This is a genomic window from Aquimonas sp., assembly GCF_044377145.1.
Lineage (GTDB): Bacteria > Pseudomonadota > Gammaproteobacteria > Xanthomonadales > Xanthomonadaceae > Aquimonas.
This window is the reverse complement of sequence record NZ_JBILJQ010000065.1, coordinates 13,730-32,512: the sequence shown is the minus strand read 5'-3', so window position 1 is coordinate 32,512 and position 18,783 is coordinate 13,730. Positions and strand designations below refer to the sequence as shown.

The 18,783-nt window shown below is 64.9% G+C and carries 16 protein-coding genes; 7 read left to right on the top strand and 9 right to left on the bottom strand.

From position 1 onward, the window contains the following. Nucleotides 1-91: 91 nt before the first annotated feature. From ACIQ7H_RS17145 to ACIQ7H_RS17115, 7 genes are all read right to left on the bottom strand, one after another. Nucleotides 92-1,069 (bottom strand): hypothetical protein, encoded by a 978-nt coding sequence (locus ACIQ7H_RS17145; RefSeq protein WP_395793740.1) that lies wholly within the window; start codon nucleotides 1,067-1,069, stop codon nucleotides 92-94. A 309-nt stretch (nucleotides 1,070-1,378) separates the two neighbouring features. After that, nucleotides 1,379-2,782, bottom strand: a complete 1,404-nt coding sequence (locus ACIQ7H_RS17140) for a DUF3526 domain-containing protein (protein ID WP_395793738.1) — start codon at nucleotides 2,780-2,782, stop codon at nucleotides 1,379-1,381. Beyond that, nucleotides 2,779-4,221, bottom strand: a complete 1,443-nt coding sequence (locus tag ACIQ7H_RS17135) for an ABC transporter permease (protein ID WP_395793736.1) — start codon at nucleotides 4,219-4,221, stop codon at nucleotides 2,779-2,781. Before ACIQ7H_RS17135 ends, ACIQ7H_RS17140 begins: the two co-directional genes overlap by 4 nt. An 11-nt stretch (nucleotides 4,222-4,232) precedes the next feature. Next, complete coding sequence (locus ACIQ7H_RS17130) at nucleotides 4,233-4,973, bottom strand: ABC transporter ATP-binding protein (RefSeq protein WP_395793744.1); 741 nt, start codon at nucleotides 4,971-4,973, stop codon at nucleotides 4,233-4,235. A gap of 2 nt (nucleotides 4,974-4,975) precedes the next feature. Next, a complete protein-coding gene (locus tag ACIQ7H_RS17125) occupies nucleotides 4,976-7,009 on the bottom strand; it encodes a TonB-dependent siderophore receptor (RefSeq protein ID WP_395793734.1) in 2,034 nt (677 codons plus the stop codon). Nucleotides 7,010-7,260: 251 nt separating this feature from the next. Beyond that, nucleotides 7,261-7,707, bottom strand: coding sequence for a cell wall hydrolase (locus ACIQ7H_RS17120; protein WP_395793732.1), 447 nt, complete (start codon nucleotides 7,705-7,707; stop codon nucleotides 7,261-7,263). Between the two features lie 373 nt (nucleotides 7,708-8,080). Then, the gene (locus ACIQ7H_RS17115; protein WP_395793730.1) at nucleotides 8,081-10,111 is read right to left on the bottom strand and encodes an FAD-dependent oxidoreductase; all 2,031 of its coding nucleotides are present in this window, start codon (nucleotides 10,109-10,111) and stop codon (nucleotides 8,081-8,083) included. Between the two features lie 226 nt (nucleotides 10,112-10,337). On the opposite strand from ACIQ7H_RS17115, the gene ACIQ7H_RS17110 reads away from it, so the two are divergent. Continuing rightward, nucleotides 10,338-11,435 (top strand): OmpA family protein, encoded by a 1,098-nt coding sequence (locus ACIQ7H_RS17110; RefSeq protein WP_395793728.1) that lies wholly within the window; start codon nucleotides 10,338-10,340, stop codon nucleotides 11,433-11,435. A 252-nt stretch (nucleotides 11,436-11,687) separates the two neighbouring features. Further along, nucleotides 11,688-12,668 carry an isoaspartyl peptidase/L-asparaginase family protein gene (locus ACIQ7H_RS17105; RefSeq protein WP_395793742.1) on the top strand — a complete coding sequence of 327 codons (981 nt, stop codon included), beginning with the start codon at nucleotides 11,688-11,690 and terminating at the stop codon, nucleotides 12,666-12,668. A gap of 210 nt (nucleotides 12,669-12,878) precedes the next feature. Here ACIQ7H_RS17105 and ACIQ7H_RS17100 read toward each other — a convergent pair whose 3' ends face one another. Both ACIQ7H_RS17100 and ACIQ7H_RS17095 read right to left on the bottom strand, forming a co-directional pair. Further along, on the bottom strand, nucleotides 12,879-13,883 hold the full coding sequence (locus tag ACIQ7H_RS17100) for a TIGR00266 family protein (RefSeq protein WP_395793726.1): 1,005 nt from the start codon (nucleotides 13,881-13,883) through the stop codon (nucleotides 12,879-12,881). Nucleotides 13,884-13,893: 10 nt separating this feature from the next. Continuing rightward, nucleotides 13,894-14,559 (bottom strand): DUF533 domain-containing protein, encoded by a 666-nt coding sequence (locus ACIQ7H_RS17095; RefSeq protein WP_395793724.1) that lies wholly within the window; start codon nucleotides 14,557-14,559, stop codon nucleotides 13,894-13,896. 175 nt (nucleotides 14,560-14,734) lie between these two features. Here ACIQ7H_RS17095 and ACIQ7H_RS17090 point away from each other — a divergent pair, with 175 nt between their 5' ends. From ACIQ7H_RS17090 to ACIQ7H_RS17070, 5 genes are all read left to right on the top strand, one after another. After that, nucleotides 14,735-15,121: a diacylglycerol kinase gene (locus ACIQ7H_RS17090; protein ID WP_395793722.1), complete on the top strand. Its 387-nt coding sequence runs from the start codon at nucleotides 14,735-14,737 to the stop codon at nucleotides 15,119-15,121. A gap of 291 nt (nucleotides 15,122-15,412) precedes the next feature. After that, the gene (locus ACIQ7H_RS17085) at nucleotides 15,413-16,612 is read left to right on the top strand and encodes a class I SAM-dependent rRNA methyltransferase (protein ID WP_395793721.1); all 1,200 of its coding nucleotides are present in this window, start codon (nucleotides 15,413-15,415) and stop codon (nucleotides 16,610-16,612) included. A gap of 14 nt (nucleotides 16,613-16,626) precedes the next feature. Then, on the top strand, nucleotides 16,627-17,478 hold the full coding sequence (gene lgt / locus ACIQ7H_RS17080) for a prolipoprotein diacylglyceryl transferase (RefSeq protein WP_395793719.1): 852 nt from the start codon (nucleotides 16,627-16,629) through the stop codon (nucleotides 17,476-17,478). Between the two features lie 16 nt (nucleotides 17,479-17,494). Further along, entirely contained in the window at nucleotides 17,495-18,289 is a 795-nt protein-coding gene (locus ACIQ7H_RS17075) for a thymidylate synthase (protein WP_395793717.1), read from the top strand. Further along, nucleotides 18,286-18,783: a dihydrofolate reductase gene (locus ACIQ7H_RS17070; RefSeq protein ID WP_395793715.1), complete on the top strand. Its 498-nt coding sequence runs from the start codon at nucleotides 18,286-18,288 to the stop codon at nucleotides 18,781-18,783. The genes ACIQ7H_RS17075 and ACIQ7H_RS17070 overlap by 4 nt, the downstream gene beginning before the upstream one ends.

Below are 18,783 nucleotides of genomic sequence, written 5' to 3'. Positions count from 1 at the left end.
CGGAAGATGTTTCTGGCGGGCGAACCCGCAACGGCTTTGGCATGGGAGTCTCCGAACAAAGCCGCCCTAGAATGAGAGATAACGTGCTGCGTCACTGTCTCGTGGAGTGTAGGCGCGTAGGGCTGCCGCCGGGGTAGTTCACCGAGCCTGTCACCTGCTGCAGATAGAACTCGCCGCGGCTGGCCGGGCGCTTGTCGAAGCGGTGCAGATCGTCGCCGCTGTGATTGGGCGCGATGATCAGGAACGAGATCGCATTTGCCACGACTTCGGCCAGCAGGCTGTTGATCAGCACCGCCAGCCAGGCGCCGACGCCCAGCGGCAGGAACAGCGCCGGGATCAGTCCAAAGCGGAACAGTGCATAGGGCAGCACGCAGTGCAGGTAGAACTCGACGCCGCGCCGCGTGATCGGCAGCAGCAGGCGTTCTCCGGGATAGGCCAAGCGTGGCACCTCCGCCATGCTTGGCGGCGAAGCGCCGTCCTTGCGGGCGTCTGCGCGCCGCGAGAGCTGCCACTGCCGCAGGGCCCAGAATGTGTTCGGCGCGTAGTAGGTGAGCTTCCAGCTCGCCATCAGCACGATCACCGCCAGCCACTTGAGCAGACGCGGAAAGCCGGCGCGGCGCAGAATCTCGGCATTGCGTTCGACCAAGTCGGGATCACCCACCTGGCCGGTGTGGAAGTGATGCAGCTGGTTGTGCTCGTGGCACCAGGCGGCGGGCAGCAACCAGTCCGGCCAGTCGAGCATGCGCCGCCAGCCCTGCGCGAAGCGCGTGCTGGTGTAGCGTGCGGGCGCGCCGGGCACTGCGTCATAGCCGCGATGCAGGATCGGATGGGTCACATTTGCCCAGCGCGAGACATTTCCCAGGCCCATCAGCAGGGCTGAAATCGGGTTTGGGATGATCCAGGCCAGCGCATAGCCGATCACCGTGCAGACACGTCCCCACCACTCCATCCGCTGCAGGTGTTTGATATCGGCATCGCCCAAGTCGGCTTTCAGCTCGGCGTGCAGGGCAGCGATGTCGTCACCGAAAGCCTTGAGGTCGATGTGCGCGAAGGGCTTGGCTGCGGGCATCGGCTGTGCCGGGTCATCAGCGGCGGGCGTAGAAGAGAACGTATCGAGCATAGCGTTCCGCAGGTCGCTGGGCCGGACTGGCTCGCGTCTGCGCATGATCGCATTGCCGCGCTGCGGCTACCCGACGACATCGCCACAGTTGCGGGCGCGTTTTCGAGCGTGGCTCCAGTAGCGAATGCCGTTCTGGCGTGCGCGGAGCCGGTAGCGCGATGCGTGCAGTACGATCGTTGCGCGCGGCGCAGCGCTCACGCGCGGCGCCTGTTCCGCAACCCGCATGTGTCGAGCGGGCACACGCGAGGCTGCGTTCAATCAGCCCCCGATTCGTCGCAAGCCGCGCCGGCCCAGCCCAAGGCCGATCCCCGCCGCGATCAGCAGCATCAGCCACAGCTGTGCGGGCAGGCTCGAATCGCCGTGCGCATCGCGGTACACCGGCGCGCTGGCGGCATCGGCCGGTGTCCACGGCCGTTCGTCAAACACATACGGATACAGGTGCAGGCGCAGTTCGCGATGCAGAGACGCGACGCGATCCAGATAGGCGAGGTGAGCCTCCAGATCGCTGTCGGCGAGGCGGTGCACCCCCGCCTGGGCGGCCACGCCGGGCAGCAGCCATCCGAGCTTGCGGGCTCCGCGCTCGCGTGCTTCGATGGTTGATCGGTAGGCCGCGACCTGCTCGCGCACGCTCCAGTCGCCGGCGTGCTGCAGCGCGTAGTACCACTTCCAATGGAAGCGCTCCTTCACCGGCGCGGTGTCGCGCCATTCGGGGTGATCCTGAAAGAAGCGTTCGAAGGTCTCGGGTTTGGGCCGATCCCAGCCGGCGTGCACTTCTTCGCGCTGGGCCAACATCAGCTCCATGCCGGATTCCGCCGGTAGCGCACGCTGCAGCGCGGCTTGGCCGAGGGTGGGCAGCACCAGGCACAGCAGCAGCCAGGCGCCAATCAGGTGGGCGGCATGCGCACCCGAGCTGCGCTCGCGCGCGCCGAGCCACACGCACAACCCGGCCCAGAACAGCAGGTACAGGGCCGCAACGGTAAGCAGACCGGCCCATTGCTGCACCGGCGCTCCTGCAAGCACAGCGACGCCGCAGGCAGGCGCACTCAGAGCCAGCCACACGGCCGTGGCGCGCAGGCCCGCGCGTCGCTGCCACAGGCCGCGGCCGGCACCCGGCAGGCTGTGCAGCAGGCGCAGACGGCCGGCTTCGCGTTCGCTGCTGATCAGATCGTGCAGCAAGGCGATAAGTACCAGCGGCGCCAGATAGACCAGCACGAAGGCAAAGTCGAAACGGCCCGCCAGCGCCAGCTCCGGATTGGCGTGATCGCCCTCGTACAGCTGCGCCTGCAGCCCCAGCGCGCGCACCCGCAGCAGCCAGGGCGCGATGTCCCGCTGGCCGATGGCGGCGAAGCCCAGCGGTGCTGGTGCATCCCAGGTCAGCACGAAGCGGTGGTAGCTGATGATGCCCGGCTCCTGCTCGCGGCCGTAGCGCGCCATCAGCAGGTCGGCGCTTTCGCCCTGCAGGGTTTGCGCCTGTTCGATCGCAGCCGCTTGTGCGCGAACCTGATGGAAGCCGTTCAAGCAAGCCGCCAGGCTGAGCATGCCGAGCAGCGCCAGCGCGGCGACTGCCATGCGCGAGCGCAGCAGCAGGCGCAGCTCGCGCCGCAGCGGTGCGAAGGGTTCGCGGCGCGGCACTTCAACATCGAACTGCGGCAGCGCGCTCATGGCTGTGTCTCCGCCCGGGCGCAGAAGCGCCTGAGCAACAGGGCGGGCACCAGCAGCCACAGCCCGAGCGCGCTGAAGGCCGCGAGCAGCGTGCTGTCGAGGCCACGCTGCAGCGCGACAAACTCGAAACGCGGCAGCGTCTGCCACTGCTCGCGCGAGAGCTTCTGGTCGCGGTCGTTGACGCGATGAATCCGCTCCGCATGCAGAACGTTCAGGGCCTGCACGAAGGCATAGCGATGCGCTTCTGCCTGTGCCAGGAAGGCGCGATGGGTGTCCGGGTCAGACCCTGCCAGACGCATCGACGCCGGGCGCAGCGCCAGCAGCGGGCTGACCGAGCCCAGCACGGCCAGCTGTGCCGATTGGGCGCGCTCCAGTTTCTGCACGGCCTCGGCCTGCTGTTCGTACAGCTCACTGGTCAGGCGTTCGCCTTCCTGCATCACGATGCCGCTGTAGTTGAGCGGCAGGTCTTCGATGTGGTTGACCCCGTAGCGCTGCAGCAAGGCTTGGCGAAAGGCGCTGAAGTGCGGATCGTCGGGGTTGTGGCTGTCACCGATCGCGGCCAGTGCCTTCTGTACGCCGATGTCGGTGGCGACGCGCGTTGGCAATGGCGTGGCGGCGGCAATCGTATCTGCGCCCAGACGCGGCAACGCCACACACAGCAGCACCCACAGCGAAAGCCCGGCCAGCAGGGCCTCGCGCGGACGTGGTGCCAGCAGTGAAGCCAGCAGGGTCAGCAGCACCCAGCCCAGCAGATAGAGCGCATACAGCAACGCGAGCAGGGCTGCTGCGCCGGCGGCGGCGGCGTGCGTAACGCCGATGCTGATCAGCGCGAGCAAGGCCGGCGCCGCCAGGGCCAAGGCCACGCCGGAGTGCGCGAGCAGCTTGCCGAGCATGATCTGGCCCACGCTCAAACCTTGCACGCGCAGCGCTCGCAGGCTGCCGCCGCTGCGTTCGCGGGCGATTGCCGCGTGCGCCATGAACACGATCAGCAGCGGCGCCAGCAGCTGCAGCACAAAGGCGGGGCTCAGCTGGCCGAAGCGCAGCAGCAGCGACGACTGCCGCGCATCACCGAAGTTGGCGCTGTTCTGGCGATGACCTTCCAGGTAAAGCAACCGGCCGCTGTAGGCATCGACACCGAAGTCGAAAAAGGCCAGCGGCCCCAGTGGACGCAGCGCGAACTGCCCGTAGTGTACAACGCGGTGCGGATGACGTTCCGGCTGGTCGAGAAAGGCCTGATCACTGGCGAGCTGCGCGCGCGCGCGGGCGTCGTCCTGGGCATTGCGCTGTTCGACGGCGGCCAGGGTGGCGGTCAGCAGCAGGGCCAGCATCAGCAGCGCGGCGGCGCGGGTGAGCCCGTTGCGCCACAGCCAGCGCAGCTCTTCGCGGGCGATCCGCTGCAGTGTGCCGGCGCCGGCCAGGCGCCGAAGGGCGACTTCCATCAGAACTGTGCTCACATCGGCAGCGCCGCCTGCGCATAGCGGCGGTGCAGGGCGGCCAGATTGAAGCGCTCCGGGCCGGCGGCGCTGAGTTCCTCGACGATGCGACCCTCGGCCAGAAAGCCGATGCGATCGGCGATGTCTACCACCGACAGCAGATCGTGGGTGACCATCAGGATCGCTACGCCCTCTGCCTTCAGCTCAAGCAGCAGCGCGTTCAGCTCCTGCGTGGCGCGCGGGTCCAGGCCGGAGCCGGGCTCATCAAGGATCAGCACCGGCGTGCGTCGAGCCAGCGCCAGCGCAATGGCGGTCTTCTGTCGCATGCCTTTGGAGTAGCCCGACAGCGGCCGCGGCCAGGCCTCCGGGGGCAGGCCCACGGCCGTCAATGCAGGTGCGACCACTCGTTCGGGTTCGGAATGGATGCCGGCCAGGGCCAGAAAATAGTCGAGGTTTTCCAGCGCGCTCAGGTGTTCGTACAGGGCCACGTTCTCGGCCACGTAGGCCAGCCGGGCGCGCGCGTCATTCGCATGGGTGAGAACATTCACTCCAGCGATGCGGAGCTCGCCGGCGTCGGGCTTCAGCAGGCCGAGCAGGGCGGAAACCGTGGTCGATTTGCCGGCGCCGTTGCCGCCGAGCAGGGCATAGAGCTCGCCGCTGCGGACCTGTAGATCCAGGCCACGCAGAACCGGCTGGGCTGCATAGCTGTGGCGGAGGCCGCGGATATCGATGCGCGGCTGGGGTTCTGTCCCGCCGATGCTCAAAACCTCACCTGTGCGCCGAGCGTGACGCGCCGCGCCTCGCCCGGCGTGACCCAGGTGCGCATGACCGAGCTCACGTAGTGTTCGCGATCGAACACATTGTCGACATCCAGTGACAGGCCGAAGCGGTCGTTGAACTTGAAGTAGGCGACCAGCTTGGCCGTGGTGTAGGCGGGCAGCCGGAACAGCTCAAGCGCAGCGGCGGCCTCGGCCTGCGTGCGCGCTTCGCCTGCACGTTCACCGACGTAGGTGAGGCCGCCGCCAAGACCGTAGCGGCCACCGCCCAGGGAGCCCTCGAAGACCGCGAGCACGCTGCCGTTGCTGCGCGGTACGTTGATCAGCGTGGTGCCGACCTCCAGCACAGTGTCGCGGGTGACCTCGGCATCCAAGCGCACGAAACTTGCATTGATGCGCCAGTGCTTACTGAGCTGACCCGAAGCATCGAGCTCCAGCCCGCGGCTTCGGACTTGACCCGCGGCGATCGAGAAGCCTGCATTCGCGGGGTCGCCAGTGACCACGTTGCGCTTGGTGATCTCGAAGGCTGTCAGCGTCGCGCCCAGCCCTGCTTCGGCGTCTTCCCATTTTGCGCCGGCTTCGACCGAGCGACCGGATTCCGGATCAAACGCAACGCCAGCGGCGTCGCTGCCGGCGTTCGGGCGGAAAGAACGCCCGGCATTGGCAAACAGAGTGTAGTTGTCCGTCGCCAGGAAGCTGATGCCCACACGCGGCACCCATTCAGTCGGTTCCTGGATTCGCTGCGCGCCGCTACGTCGATTCTCGAACTTCTGGCGGAAGCGCTCCCCTCTCAACCCTGCGACCAGTCGCCAGCGATCTCCTAGACTGGCGGCGTCCTGCACGTACAGCGCCGTGCTGCGCTGCCGCTCGAAGGTATCGGTGTTCGGCAGCGGTGTCGGCAAGGGCTGGCCGTAGACCGGGTTGAACAGGTCGATCGCATACCGCGCTGCGGCGGTCGGATTGACCCGAAGCATCAGCTGGTCGAGCTCGAATTCGTAGTGCTCGATGCCGAGCAGCAGCTCGTGGCCGATGCTCTCCCCCTGCAGCCGTCCGAGTACTTCGAACTGCAGGGCGGTATCGCTTGAGTCGTAATCACGGAAGCGGCGCTGTCGACGCAAGGTGCGGCCATCAGCTTCGACCATAGAGGGCTCAGTCGAGAAGCCAAGCAGACTGGCGTCCTTGCGCGAGAGTGCTGCGCGCAAGGACCATGCATCGCTTAGGGCTTGGTCCAGGCTCAGCTGATGCTGCACGTTTTCCAGTTCCACGCGACCATCGCCGGGCTCGCCGTTGAAGCGTTGGATCGGCACCACGCCCAATCGTCCATTGATCGCCGGTACGCCTCGATCAAGGACGGCTTCGTGCCGCAGCCACTGGCCGACATAGTTCATCTCCGTATCAAGTCCAAGCTTCCAGGTGAATGCTGGCGCAAGCAGGCCGCGCTGCTGGTTCACTACGTCGCGGAAGCTGTCGCGATCCTCGGCGGCCGCGTTGAGGCGCCATGCAAAGTTTTCGGCAGCCTGGCCGGTGCTGTCAAAAGCGATGCGCCGAAAGCTGTGGTTCCCGGCGTAAAATTCGAGGGACGAGGCGGGTTGCCATAGCGGCCGCTTGCTGACCACATTCACGGTGCCGCCGGGCTCGCTGCTGCCGTACAGCGCCGAGGCGGGGCCTTTCAGAAACTCGAGGCGTTCGACATCGGCAGTATCCCGCGGCGCGTTGAAGCCGCGATTGGCGGAGAAGCCGTTCAGCAGAATTGCCGTGCCGGTGTTCTCGTTGCCTGGCAGACCACGCAGCGCGATGTTGTCCCACAGGCCGCCGAAATTGTTCTGGCGTGAAACGCCGCCGACGTAGTCGACGGTGTCGCTCAGTCTCAGGGCGCCGAGGTCGTCGATGGCCTGTCGCGATAGCACGCGCACCGTCTGTGGCAGTTCGCGCAAGGGCAGGTCAGTCTTGGCGCCGGTGGCCTCGTCTGCGTGGTAGCCGCCCGACAGGCTGCGCCCGACCACTTCGATGGCATCCAATTGGCGGGCCGTTGGATCGGCAGCGGTACCGGCGTTTGTCGTTTGCGGCGCTAGAACCAGGGCGACAGACAGGGCCAGCGACCTTCGTAGCGGAAGCCGTTGCGGCAGCGGTTGGTTTTGATCAAGGTTCACGGGCGCTTCCTGCTCAAGAAGCGTAACACTATAACGTATCTTTCGAGCGCCAAAGAGAAAGCCGCGAGCCTGAATGAGGTCGCAGCTTGAGGGAACCAGCGGCGGGTTAGGCGGGAGCTCTAGAGGCGCTTGACCCGGTAGAAGGCGTGATCACCAATCAGGGCCACCGGCGTGCCTTTTGCCCACAGCGGCCGCTCGACCAGATCCTTGACCAGAAAGTGATCTGCGCCCGGGACCACTTGGCGTCGGTGGTTGGCGGGTTTGCTCCAATCCGCCATGACCTCGAAAGTGATGGCGACAGCGCGCTCCCAAGCCACCGGGTTCTTCAATCGATAATCGCCCGAGGCGAGCGTGGGCGCGAACTGGCGAGGCGCCGTCACTACTGCGCAGATGCTTCCACCCCACCGCCCGTCTTCAAGCCGCCGCAGCGCCACCTCGGCAACCGCACGCTGACCCAGGATGGACTGGTTGCGGGCTTCGAGATAGACCGTGGTCGCGAGACACAAAGGATCGGCGGCGGGCTGCGGCAGCACGTTGGCCAGCCAGAGGATCCAGGCCAGTTTCATGCGGACTCCTGTTCCGTTGCGTCAGCGCTGCTCTCGCACTCGGACACGGCAAGCCTTGAACAGGTATGCAAGTGATCAAAGGGTGGGAAAGCCGCCGACATGGCGTTGAAGGTCACGCCTGGTGTGCCTGAAAAAGGAAGCACAACCAGCCGCTTTGACGGATGTGATCGCCTGGCCCGAAGTAGGTAGGGGCTGGCAGTAACGATCAGGCTCCGGGAACCGGCCGGTTCGACTCGGAGCAAGCTGGGACGGAGAGTACCGAGTGAAGTTAAATCTCGGCTGAATGGATTGGCTATGCATGAATGATCGATACTTCATCGATCAGTTCATCTGGATTATCAGAATATTGACTTCGCTCGCGATTGCCGCCGGGCTAAAGAGCAGCAGCCACACGTACACCCTCCTCGATCGCGCGCTTCGCATCCACCTCGGTCGCCAGTCGCGCGCCCCCGATGAGATGGCAGGTGAGGCCAGTTTTCGCGAGTTCCGCGTAGACGGATTTCACGGAGTCTTGGCCTGCACACAGGACGATTGAATCGACCTCGATCAGCTCAATCTGATCGCCGATCCGCACATGCAAGCCGGCGTCGTCAATGCGCAGATACTCAAGCCCCGTGAGGGTTTTCACACCCTTGGCCTTGAGTGCGCTGCGATGCACCCAACCGGTAGTTTTGTTCAGGCGCGCACCAGGTTTCCCCGGGCTTCGCTGCAGCATCCAGATCTCTCGAGGTGATGGTTCTGGCGCCGCGATCTTCAACCCGCCGCCGCTGTTGAAATCCAGGTCGATGCCCCACTCTTCGCACCAGCGCGCGGTATCGAGTGTTGGTGAGGGCTGCGGTGTGCTCAGGAACTCGCACACGTCGAAACCGATGCCGCCGGCTCCGATGACAGCGACCCGCTTGCCCACCGGCGCGCCGCGAATCGCATCCGCATAGCCCACCACCATCGGATGCCCAATGCCTTCGATAGCAGGCTGCCGCGGTGTGACCCCGGTGGCGACCACAACCGCATCAAAACTCTCTGCACGCAGTTGTTCGGCACTTGCGCGAGTGGAAAGCCGGAGATCGATGCCAAGTTCCTGTATACGTTCACTAAAGTAGCGAAGGGTCTCGTTGAACTCTTCCTTGCCAGGAATCCGGCGTGCCAGATTGAACTGTCCGCCGATCTCGTCGCTTGCTTCAAACAAGGTGACTTGATGCCCGCGCTCGGCTGCTGCGGTAGCGCAGGACAATCCAGCGGGCCCTGCGCCGACCACGGCGACGCGCAGCCTTCGGGATTCGGGCACTGGCTGCAGAACGATCTCTGTCTCGCGACAGGCCATGGGGTTGACCAGACAACTGGCGGCGCGATTCTCGAAGACATGATCAAGGCAAGCTTGGTTGCAGGCGATGCAGGTGTTGATCAGTCGGGCTCGCCCGGCGATCGCCTTGTTGACCCAGTCGGGGTCGGCCAGCAGCGGGCGGGCCATCGACACCATGTCGGCGCAGCCAGATGCCAGCAGCTGCTCGGCGACTTCAGGCGTGTTGATACGATTGCTGGTGATCAGCGGAAGGCTGACCTCGGCACGCATGCGGCGTGTGATCTCGGAGAACGCAGCGCGCGGCACTGAGGTGACGATGGTTGGAACGCGCGCCTCATGCCAGCCGATGCCCGTGTTGATCATGCTGGCGCCTGCAGCTTCGATGGCTCGGCCGGTTTGCACGATTTCCGACCAATCACAGCCGCCTTCGACAAGATCGAGCATCGACAGTCGATAGATGATCAGGAAATCGGGGCCAAGCGCTTGCCGTATTCGGCGCACGATCTCTACCGGGAAGCGCATGCGGTTTTCGAGACTGCCGCCGAACTGGTCGTTGCGCCGGTTGGTGCGTGGCGCCAGGAACTCGTTGATGAGGTAACCCTCGGAGCCCATCACCTCCACGCCGTCGTAGCCAGCCTCCCGGGCCAGCTGAGCGCAGCGAACGAAGTCACGGATTTGTGCTTCGACGCCGCGTGTGCTGAGCGCACGTGGCTTGAACGGCGTGATCGGCGATTTCAGCGCGGACGGCGCAACAGCCAGCGGATGGTATCCGTAGCGGCCCGAATGCAGGATCTGCATACATATAGAAGTACCCTCCGCATGCACTGCGGAGGTGACGTGACGATGGCGCCTCACTTCCCACGGCCACGAGAGCTTGCCGGCGAAAGGCTTCACCCAGCCCGAGATGTTGGGCGCGATGCCACCGGTGACGATCAATCCGACGCCCCCGCGTGCCCGCGCCGCAAAGTAGGCGGCGAGTTTGGGGTAGTCGCGGGCGCGATCTTCAAGCCCGGTGTGCATCGAACCCATCAGCACACGGTTGCGCAGGGTCAGCACGCCAATCTGGAGGGGGCGCGTCAAATGAGGATAAGCGGGGCTGGTCATGACGGATCGGCTCGAGGATTTCAGGCACCTTGCACAAGGCTTGGTGCGAGAGCAAGAGCGCTATCAGGACCGCGCCCGCAAGTTTGCGGGTTGCGTTACAAATGCGTTAACGTGCACGTCATCCTGAAGCGTTAGAGTACGCGCCTGTCGACGGTCCGGCGTTTGCAGATCGCTCCGTATCTCGTGGTGTCAATTGAAGTATCCCCATTTCTCGAGGAGAGAACTGATGAAGAAGAAGCTCCTGTGCTGTGCCGTACTCACGTGCGTCGGTTTTGCCAACGTCTCTTTCGCCCAGGATTCTTTTGACGACCGTTGGTATGTCGGCGGGTCGGTCGGATTCGTCGAGTTTGACGACGCACGTGGTCTGAAGGACGACTTGCAGCTCGGCGCCAACTTCGGCAAGTTCTTCACGCCGAACTGGTCACTGGACTTGGAACTGAAGCACATCAACCCGCAGCTGATCGGTAACTCGCTGAACTGGAGCCAGTACGGTTTGGGCGCGACGGGTCGTTACCACTTCCGCGATGCCGGAGACACCTGGGGCCCGTACCTGGCTCTTGGCGCTGGCGTGTGGCGCCACGAACGTGAGTTCTCGAACCCGGCCGGCGGCCGCCCGGGTGAGGTCAAGGGTAACAACCTTGAACTGCACGCTGGTGTCGGCATCCAAGCTGACTTCGGGCGAGCCAACGTTCGTGCCGAGCTCGGCGGTCGTTACGACATGGACGATACGGCGATTTCTGGCGAAGACAATTTCTTCGACAAAGTGTTCACCGTTGGGCTGATGGTCCCGCTCGGCGCCGGTGCGTCGGCCCCGGTTGAAGCACAGCCCGCCGCCCCGGCCCCGGCCCCGGCCACGCCGGTCGTCAACTGCGCCGACCTCGACGATGATGGTGACGGCGTCAACAACTGCGAAGACAAGTGCCCGAACAGCACCCCCGGCCAGACGGTTGGTCCGGATGGCTGCCCGGTGCCGGTCACGATCGATCTGCGCGGCGTGAACTTCGACTTCGACAAGGCGACTCTGCGTCCAGACGCCGTGTCCACCCTGAACGAGGTCGTCAGCATCCTGCGTCAGTACAGCGATATCCGCGTTGAAGTTGCCGGCCACACCGATCTGTGCGGCGCCGAAGGCTACAACCAGGCTCTGTCGGAGAACCGCGCCAAGGCGGTCCACGACTTCCTGACCAGCAACGGCATCAGCGCCGGTCGTCTGGTGGGTCCGCGTGGCTACGGCGAGAGCCGTCCGCTGGCGCCGACCGGCCAGAACCTGCCGGAGTGCAAGAACGAGACGAATCGCCGCACCGAGCTGAACGTGCAGAACTGATTCAACTCTGCAGTGCTGCAAACGAGAGCCCGGCCTAGTGCCGGGCTTTCGCGTTCTGGAGGCCGCAACTCGCTGCGAGGATCCGGAATGCGAGTCAGCGTAGGCCATCCAGGGCGTTCGGTGGTTCGCGTCAACCGGATCGTGCTCTCGGCACTTGACGCTGCAGATCGCTGCCGCGAAGGTCGTCGCTGTCTTCCATCGCCCTGGAGCCTGCACGTGATCAAGTCTTCGATTTGGACCTGCGCACTCGCGATCGCGCTGCCGTTTTGCGCGCAAGCTGAGCAGCGCTTTGCTTTGGTGATCCACGGCGGTGCGGGCACTCTGACCCGTGAGGCCATTACGCCTGAGCTGGATGCCCAGATTCGCGCAGCACTGAATCAATCGTTGGACGCGGGTGCGGCGGTGCTGGCGGATGGCGGCACCAGTCTGGATGCCGTGGTTGCCTCAGTGAAGGTGCTGGAAGACTCGCCGCACTTCAATGCCGGCAAGGGTGCGGTGTTCACCCATGAGGGTCGCAATGAGCTGGATGCATCGATCATGGATGGTGCCACCCGGCAAGCGGGCGCGGTAGCCGGCCTGCGGACGGTGCGCAATCCGATCGATCTGGCGCGCGCAGTGATGGAAAAGTCACCGCATGTGATGCTGATCGGGGAGGGTGCCGAACAATTCGCCAAGGAGCGTGGAATCGCTCAGGTAGAGCCGGAGTACTTTCGCACCGAGCATCGCTGGCGGCAGCTGCAGGATGTGTTGGAGCGAGAGTCGACACAGGCCTCGCTGCCCCCATCGACGTATTTCGGCACGGTCGGGGCAGTGGCATTGGATAGCGACAGGCGACTCGCAGCGGCAACATCCACGGGCGGCATGGTCAACAAGCGCTGGGGGCGGGTCGGCGACGCCCCGATCATTGGCGCGGGCACCTATGCCGACACCAACTGCGGCGTATCGGCCACGGGATGGGGCGAGTTTTTCATCCGCTTGTCGGTGGCGTACGACATCTGCGCGCGAATGAAGTACGGCCAGCAGAGCCTTGCCGAAGCTGCCGATGCGGCCGTGATGACCGAGGTGACCGTGCTTGGGGGCGATGGAGGCGTGATCGCCATGGATGCTCAGGGGGCAATCCGGATGCCGTTCAGCACGCGCGGAATGTATCGCGGCTGGATCGGCGTGGATGGCAGTCGCGGAGTCGCGATTTTCGCCGATGAGGACGATCCCGACGGGCGCATTGCGCCTTAGCCTCGCCGGTGCGATGTCGACGATGTCCATCCTGTTTCGCACCGAACATCGCGAGCGCTCCCGTGCCACACATAGGCATTCCCACACGGCGGTTCGGAGTACGTTCGCTGGTTGTAGTGCTCCTTGTTCCTAGCCCTCGCTGGCGTCTCTGAAAGCGCGCGGGAACCGCATTGGCGCCGCCACGAAGACGGCGCCAATGCCTGTGACCACTCAGAACCCGCGATCGCCGGACAGAATCCCGCCGAGGCCGCCGAGTACCGAGCCTTCCTCCTTGCTGCCGCCGCGCTGGTATGCAGCCGCGAACATGCGGCCGGCCATGCGTGAGAACGGCAGCGACTGCATCCACACATGGCCCGGGCCGGTCAGTGTGGCCAGAAACACGCCCTCACCGCCGAACAGCATCGACTTGATGCCGCCGACCGGTTTCACGTCGAATCCGACGGTGTCGGTCAGCGCCACCACGCAGCCGGTGTCGACGTCGAGCCGCTCACCAGCCTTGAGCTGGCGTTCGACCACGGTGCCGCCAGCGTGCACGAACACCTGACCGTCGCCCTCGAGCTTTTGCATGATGAAGCCCTCGCCGCCGAACAGCGCCGTCATGATCTTTTTCTGAAAGAAGATGCCGACGCTGACCCCCCGCGCCGCGCACAGGAAGCTGTCCTTCTGGCAAATCAGTCGGCCGCCGTAGTTCTTCAGTGACAGCGGAATGATGGTGCCGGGGTAGGGTGAAGCAAACGCAACCTTGGCCTTGCCGCTGCCCGCATTGGAGAACATCGTGATGAACAGGCTTTCGCCCGTCAGCACGCGTTTACCGGCGCCGAGCAGCTTGTCCATGAAGCCGCCGCCCTGTCCGCTATGGCTGCCGTCGCCAAACACGGTCTCCATCTGCACCTGGGCGTCCTTGAACATCATCGCGCCCGCTTCGGCGACAGCACTCTCGCCGGGGTCGAGTTCGATCTCGACAAACTGCATTTCGGTACCGAACACCTGGTAGTCGATTTCGTCGGCACTGCGCTGGCTGACCGGTGGCGGCGCCGTCGGCACCGGCATGCCGCCCGAGGCGCTGAGTTCGGTGCAGGCCGCGATCGGCATCCATTCGGCGAAGCCGGCTCGCCAGCAGTGGCCGTTGGGATTCTGCTTGGCTTGGGTGACGGCAGCGGCGTGATCAAAAGGGCCGACCTGCTGGCCGCCATAGCTGAGATACCACGAGTGCATTGTCGAATCCTCAGAGGGGGAGAGACGGGGAGAACTGTGCGTCGAGCGCGCTGCGCTGATCGACCGTGAGATTCAGGCCCTGCGCGAGTCGATCCATCCAGCGGCGTTCGGCATCGCTGTCAACACTGATGGTGATCAGCGCTGCCACGTAGACCTCGGCAGCGAATCGCGCGGGCGTCTGGGCGATCAACTCGGGCAGCGACAGCGGCTGCGCCAGCTCGGCGCGCAAGGCCGCCTGATCGTCGGCGTCCATACCGGCCGCGCTGGCGCGCCCAAGAATGGCTTCGCGCTCGTTGCCATCGATCAATCCGTCGGCAGCTGCAGCCGCGATCATGCTGCGGATGGCCAAGAGTGCTTCGGGCACCGGCTGGTTCAGCTGCACAGTCGGTGCGGGCGGCGGCAGCGAAGCGGGCGGCGGAGGCGGGGGAAGCGACCCCGCAAGTGCAGGCTGTGGCGATGTCGGGGTGCTTTGAGCAGCGCCCGACTGCCCCTTGTAGTGCTCCCATGCGGCCATGGCGATACCCAGGGCGCCGACGCCAAGCGCGGCCTTGTTGACCGAGCCGCCCATCATTCCGCCGAGGCCGCTGCCATGGTGCTTGCGGCCGCCTTTGCCGCCGAGTGCACCACCAAGGGTGCCGCCCAGCATCTGGGCGAGAAGTCGTGTGGGATCGAACATCGTGTTCTCCTGCCAATGGTGGTTGCCGGACGCCGACGGCTGTTCGCTGTGACGGCGATGGTCGCGGATAGTACGTTGGCCGCGGCATTCGCGGTGACGCGCTTCGCCGACTACACTATCGCCCCGGCCGCTGCTTCGTGGCCCGATAGTTTCCATCGAAGGACCCGCTTCCGGCATGGCCGACAGCGCAGATTCGTTCATTCCGCGTGGACCCGCCGGCATGCTCAAGGCGTTGCGTTGGTCCCTGCAGGGGCTGTGGGCCGCCTGGCGGCTGGAGGCTTCGTTCCGCCTTGAGGTCTGTCTTTTTCTGCTTTTGTGTCCATTGGGCCTGTGGTTGGGCGCTGATGTGATCGAGCGCGTGCTGCTGGTGGGCTGTCTGCTGCTGGTGCTGTCTGCCGAGCTGCTTAACTCGGCGATTGAGGCCGCCGTGGACCGCATGGGCCGTGAGCACAACGAGTTCGCCGGTCGCGCCAAAGACATGGGTTCGGCGGCGGTGTTCGTGCTGATGCTGAATGTGATTTTTTGCTGGGCGCTGATCCTGGGGCCTCGCTTGCTGCACTAGCCGCACGCGCCAATCCTGGTGCGCCCGCGCAGTCGGCGTTTCATGCCGGCTCCAGCGGGACGAGCCCGAATTCAACCGGGCGCTGTCCGGTCTGACGGAGCCAGGATGGCTCTGTTAGGACCTACCCGGGAGGCCCGATGCAGTCGGAGTCTCCCTCGCGCCAAGGATGGCGCGCCCGTGGAGTTGGCGTTTTGTGCCGGCTCCAGCGGGACGAGCCCGAGTTCAACCGGGCGCTGTCCGGGCTGACAAAGCCAGGATGGCTTTGTTCAGACCTACTAACCTGGAGACACCATGAGCGCCGCCGATTACCCCACCCTGTTCCTGAAACGGGGCGAAGACCGCCGCCTGCGCGCCGGCCACCTGTGGGTGTTCAGCAACGAGGTCGACGTCGTCAAGTCGCCGCTGCAGAGCTTCGAGCCCGGCAGCCCGGTGCATATCCTGGATGCCTCCAACAAACCGCTGGGCACGGGCTACATCAACCCGTCGACCTTGATCGGCGCTCGCCTGGTGGACCGCGGCGGTCATGTGCTTGATCGATCCCTGCTTGTGCACCGCCTGAACGTGGCGCTGGCCCTGCGTCAGCGGCTGTTCCCGCAGCCGTTCTATCGCCTGGTCTATGGCGAATCCGACGGATTGCCCGGGCTGGTGGTCGACCGTTTCGGCGACTTCGTGGTGGTGCAGATCAACACCGCCGGAATGGAGCGGCTGAAGGATGCCATCGTTGATGCCATCAAGAAGGTGCTGGAGCCCGCTGCCGTGCTGTTCCGCAACGACAGCAGTGCGCGCGCTATTGAAGAACTGCCGTCCTACGTGGAAGTGGCCTTCGGCGAAGTGCCTGATCTGGTCGAAGTTGAGGAAGGCGGCCTGAAGTTTGCGGTCGACCTGAAGCATGGCCAGAAGACCGGCTGGTTCTACGACCAACAGGACAATCGCGATCGATTGCAGAAACTGGTGCCCGGCCTGCGCGTGCTCGACGTGTTCAGCTATGTCGGCGCCTGGGGCCTGCGTGCTGCAGGGTTTGGCGCAAGCGAGGTGACCTGCGTGGATGCCTCCGAGGCTGCCTGCGCGCGGATCGTCGACAACGCCGCCCGCAACGGTTTCGAGAGCAAGGTTGAAGCCGTCTGCGCCGATGCGTTCGAGTTCCTCAAGATGGCGCGCGCCGAGCGCAAACGCTGGGACGTGGTGATCCTCGATCCGCCGGCCTTCGTCAAGCGCCGCAAGGACTTCAAGCAGGGCGCGGTGGCTTATCGCCGCATCAATGAGATGGCGATGCAGGTGCTGGAGCGTGATGGCGTGGTGGTCAGCGCTTCCTGCAGCTATCACATGGGCCGCGACGCGCTGCTGGAGGCGATCCAGTCGGGCGCGCGTCATCTCGATCGTCAGGTCCAGGTGTTGAGCAAGCTGCAGCAGTCGGCCGACCATCCCATCCACGGCGCGATCGTCGAAACCGACTATCTGAAGGGATACGTCTACCGCGTGCTGCCGGCCTGATCGAGACTTCGACCATGTTCCATTTGCACCAGATCGATCCCATCGCCCTGCAGCTGGGGCCTGTCGCCATTCACTGGTACGGGCTGATGTATCTGTTGGCCTTCGGTGCCGCCTGGTGGCTGGGGCGCGCGCGGCTGCGCGCCGGCCGCTTCGGCGTCAGCGAGCAGGCCTTCGGCGACCTGATGTTCTACGGCATGCTCGGCGTGGTGCTGGGTGGGCGGATCGGCTACATCCTGTTCTACGGCTACCAGCAGGTGCTGGCCGATCCGCTGTCGGCGCTGCGGGTGTGGGAGGGTGGCATGAGCTTCCACGGTGGACTGTTGGGCGTCATCGTCGCCATGTGGTGGTGGTCACGCGCGCAGGGCAAGCCGCTTTGGGACACCTTGGACTTCGTGGCTCCGCTGGTGCCGACCGGCCTGCTGTTCGGTCGTATCGGCAACTACATCGGCGGCGAACTGTGGGGCCGGACCACCGACGTTGCCTGGGCGGTGATCTTTCCCAGCGGGCTGGATCGCGCCTATGCGCCCGAGGAGCTTCAGCGCCTGCATGCAGAGGGTGCGCTGGATGCGTTTGCCCGCCATCCGTCGCAGCTGTACGAGGCCTTCCTTGAGGGCTTGGTGTTGTTCGTTGTGGTGTGGTGGTTTGCGGCCAAGCCGCGCCGCCGCTACGCGGTGTCGGGATTGTTTGCGTTGGGCTATGGCGTTTTCCGCTTCGCCGTGGAGTTCGTGCGCGAGCCGGATGCGCATATCGGCTATCTCGCGGTCGGCTGGTTCACCATGGGCATGTTGCTGAGTCTGCCAATGGTGGTGCTGGGGTTGCTGCTGTTGGGCTGGTCGCGTCGCGCCAGTTCGCCGCGCGTCGCCTGATCTCGGAGCAATTGGCATGCAGACCTATCTCGACCTGCTGCGCCACGTGCTGGAGCAGGGCAGCGTAAAGGCGGACCGCACCGGCACCGGCACACGCTCGGTGTTCGGCTGGCAGATGCGCTTTGACTTGCGCCAGGGCTTTCCCCTGGTGACCACCAAAAAGCTCCATCTGCGCTCGATCATCCATGAGCTGCTGTGGTTCCTGCGCGGCGAGACCAACATCGCCTATCTGAAGGAAAACGGCGTCAGCATTTGGGACGAATGGGCGGACGCCAAGGGCGAACTGGGGCCGGTCTACGGCAAACAGTGGCGCGCCTGGACGGCGCCGGATGGCAGCGAGATCGACCAGATCGGCTGGGTGCTGGATGAGATCCGCCGCAACCCGGATTCGCGCCGCCTGATGGTTTCGGCCTGGAACGTCGGGGAGCTGGGCCAGATGGCCTTGATGCCCTGCCACAGCCTGTTCCAGTTCTACGTCGCCGACGGCCGCCTCTCGTGCCAGCTCTACCAGCGTTCCGCCGACATTTTTCTTGGTGTGCCGTTCAATATCGCCAGCTACGCGCTGTTGACCCACATGGTGGCCCAGGTCTGTGATCTTGAAGTGGGCGATTTCGTGCACACGCTCGGCGACGCGCATCTGTACTCCAACCATGTCGAGCAGGCGCGCCTGCAGCTGCAGCGCGCCCCCAAACCGTTACCGCAGCTGAAGCTCAACCCCGAGGTTCGCGATCTGTTCGCATTCACCTTTGAGGACATCGCCATTGAAGGTTACGAATCGCATCCCGCGATCAAGGCGCCGGTGGCGGTATGAGCCCGCGCCTGGAGCTGGTCGCAGCGCTGGACCGCAACCGCGCCATCGGTCGCGGCAACGCTTTGCCGTGGTCACTGCCGGATGACTTGAAGCAGTTCAAGGCGCTGACGCTGGGAAAGCCCCTGCTGATGGGACGCAAGACAGCCGAGTCCTTGGGTCGAGCACTGCCCGGGCGTTTGAACCTGGTGCTGAGCCGTTGCGGCGCCCAACCTTTTGCAGGCATGCAGACGGTCGCGAGCGTTGCGCAAGCGCTGGCGCTGGCGGACGCCGCCGAGGCGCTGATGGTCATCGGCGGCGGCGAGCTGTTCGCCGAGCTGCTGCCGCAGGCGCAGCGCCTGCATCTGACCTGGATCGACACCGAGGTTGCTGATGCCGACACCTGGTTTCCGGAATTCGATGCCGCCGAGTGGCAGATCGAACGGCGCCTGGCCCACCCGGCCGACGCTCGCCATGCGCATGCGTTCGAATACGTCGAGTACCGGTGCGCGGGCTGA

What these genes read in the sequence shown, in the direction of transcription:
- ACIQ7H_RS17115 (WP_395793730.1), bottom strand. Translation starts at nt 10,111, where the DNA reads ATGACCAGCCCCGCTTATCCTCATTTGACGCGCCCCCTCCAGATTGGC.
- ACIQ7H_RS17120 (WP_395793732.1), bottom strand. Translation starts at nt 7,707, where the DNA reads ATGAAACTGGCCTGGATCCTCTGGCTGGCCAACGTGCTGCCGCAGCCC.
- ACIQ7H_RS17110 (WP_395793728.1), top strand. Translation starts at nt 10,338, where the DNA reads ATGAAGAAGAAGCTCCTGTGCTGTGCCGTACTCACGTGCGTCGGTTTT.
- ACIQ7H_RS17070 (WP_395793715.1), top strand. Translation starts at nt 18,286, where the DNA reads ATGAGCCCGCGCCTGGAGCTGGTCGCAGCGCTGGACCGCAACCGCGCC.
- ACIQ7H_RS17085 (WP_395793721.1), top strand. Translation starts at nt 15,413, where the DNA reads ATGAGCGCCGCCGATTACCCCACCCTGTTCCTGAAACGGGGCGAAGAC.
- lgt (WP_395793719.1), top strand. Translation starts at nt 16,627, where the DNA reads ATGTTCCATTTGCACCAGATCGATCCCATCGCCCTGCAGCTGGGGCCT.
- ACIQ7H_RS17140 (WP_395793738.1), bottom strand. Translation starts at nt 2,782, where the DNA reads ATGAGCGCGCTGCCGCAGTTCGATGTTGAAGTGCCGCGCCGCGAACCC.
- ACIQ7H_RS17090 (WP_395793722.1), top strand. Translation starts at nt 14,735, where the DNA reads ATGGCCGACAGCGCAGATTCGTTCATTCCGCGTGGACCCGCCGGCATG.
- ACIQ7H_RS17145 (WP_395793740.1), bottom strand. Translation starts at nt 1,069, where the DNA reads ATGCCCGCAGCCAAGCCCTTCGCGCACATCGACCTCAAGGCTTTCGGT.
- ACIQ7H_RS17135 (WP_395793736.1), bottom strand. Translation starts at nt 4,221, where the DNA reads ATGGAAGTCGCCCTTCGGCGCCTGGCCGGCGCCGGCACACTGCAGCGG.
- ACIQ7H_RS17075 (WP_395793717.1), top strand. Translation starts at nt 17,495, where the DNA reads ATGCAGACCTATCTCGACCTGCTGCGCCACGTGCTGGAGCAGGGCAGC.
- ACIQ7H_RS17095 (WP_395793724.1), bottom strand. Translation starts at nt 14,559, where the DNA reads ATGTTCGATCCCACACGACTTCTCGCCCAGATGCTGGGCGGCACCCTT.
- ACIQ7H_RS17100 (WP_395793726.1), bottom strand. Translation starts at nt 13,883, where the DNA reads ATGCACTCGTGGTATCTCAGCTATGGCGGCCAGCAGGTCGGCCCTTTT.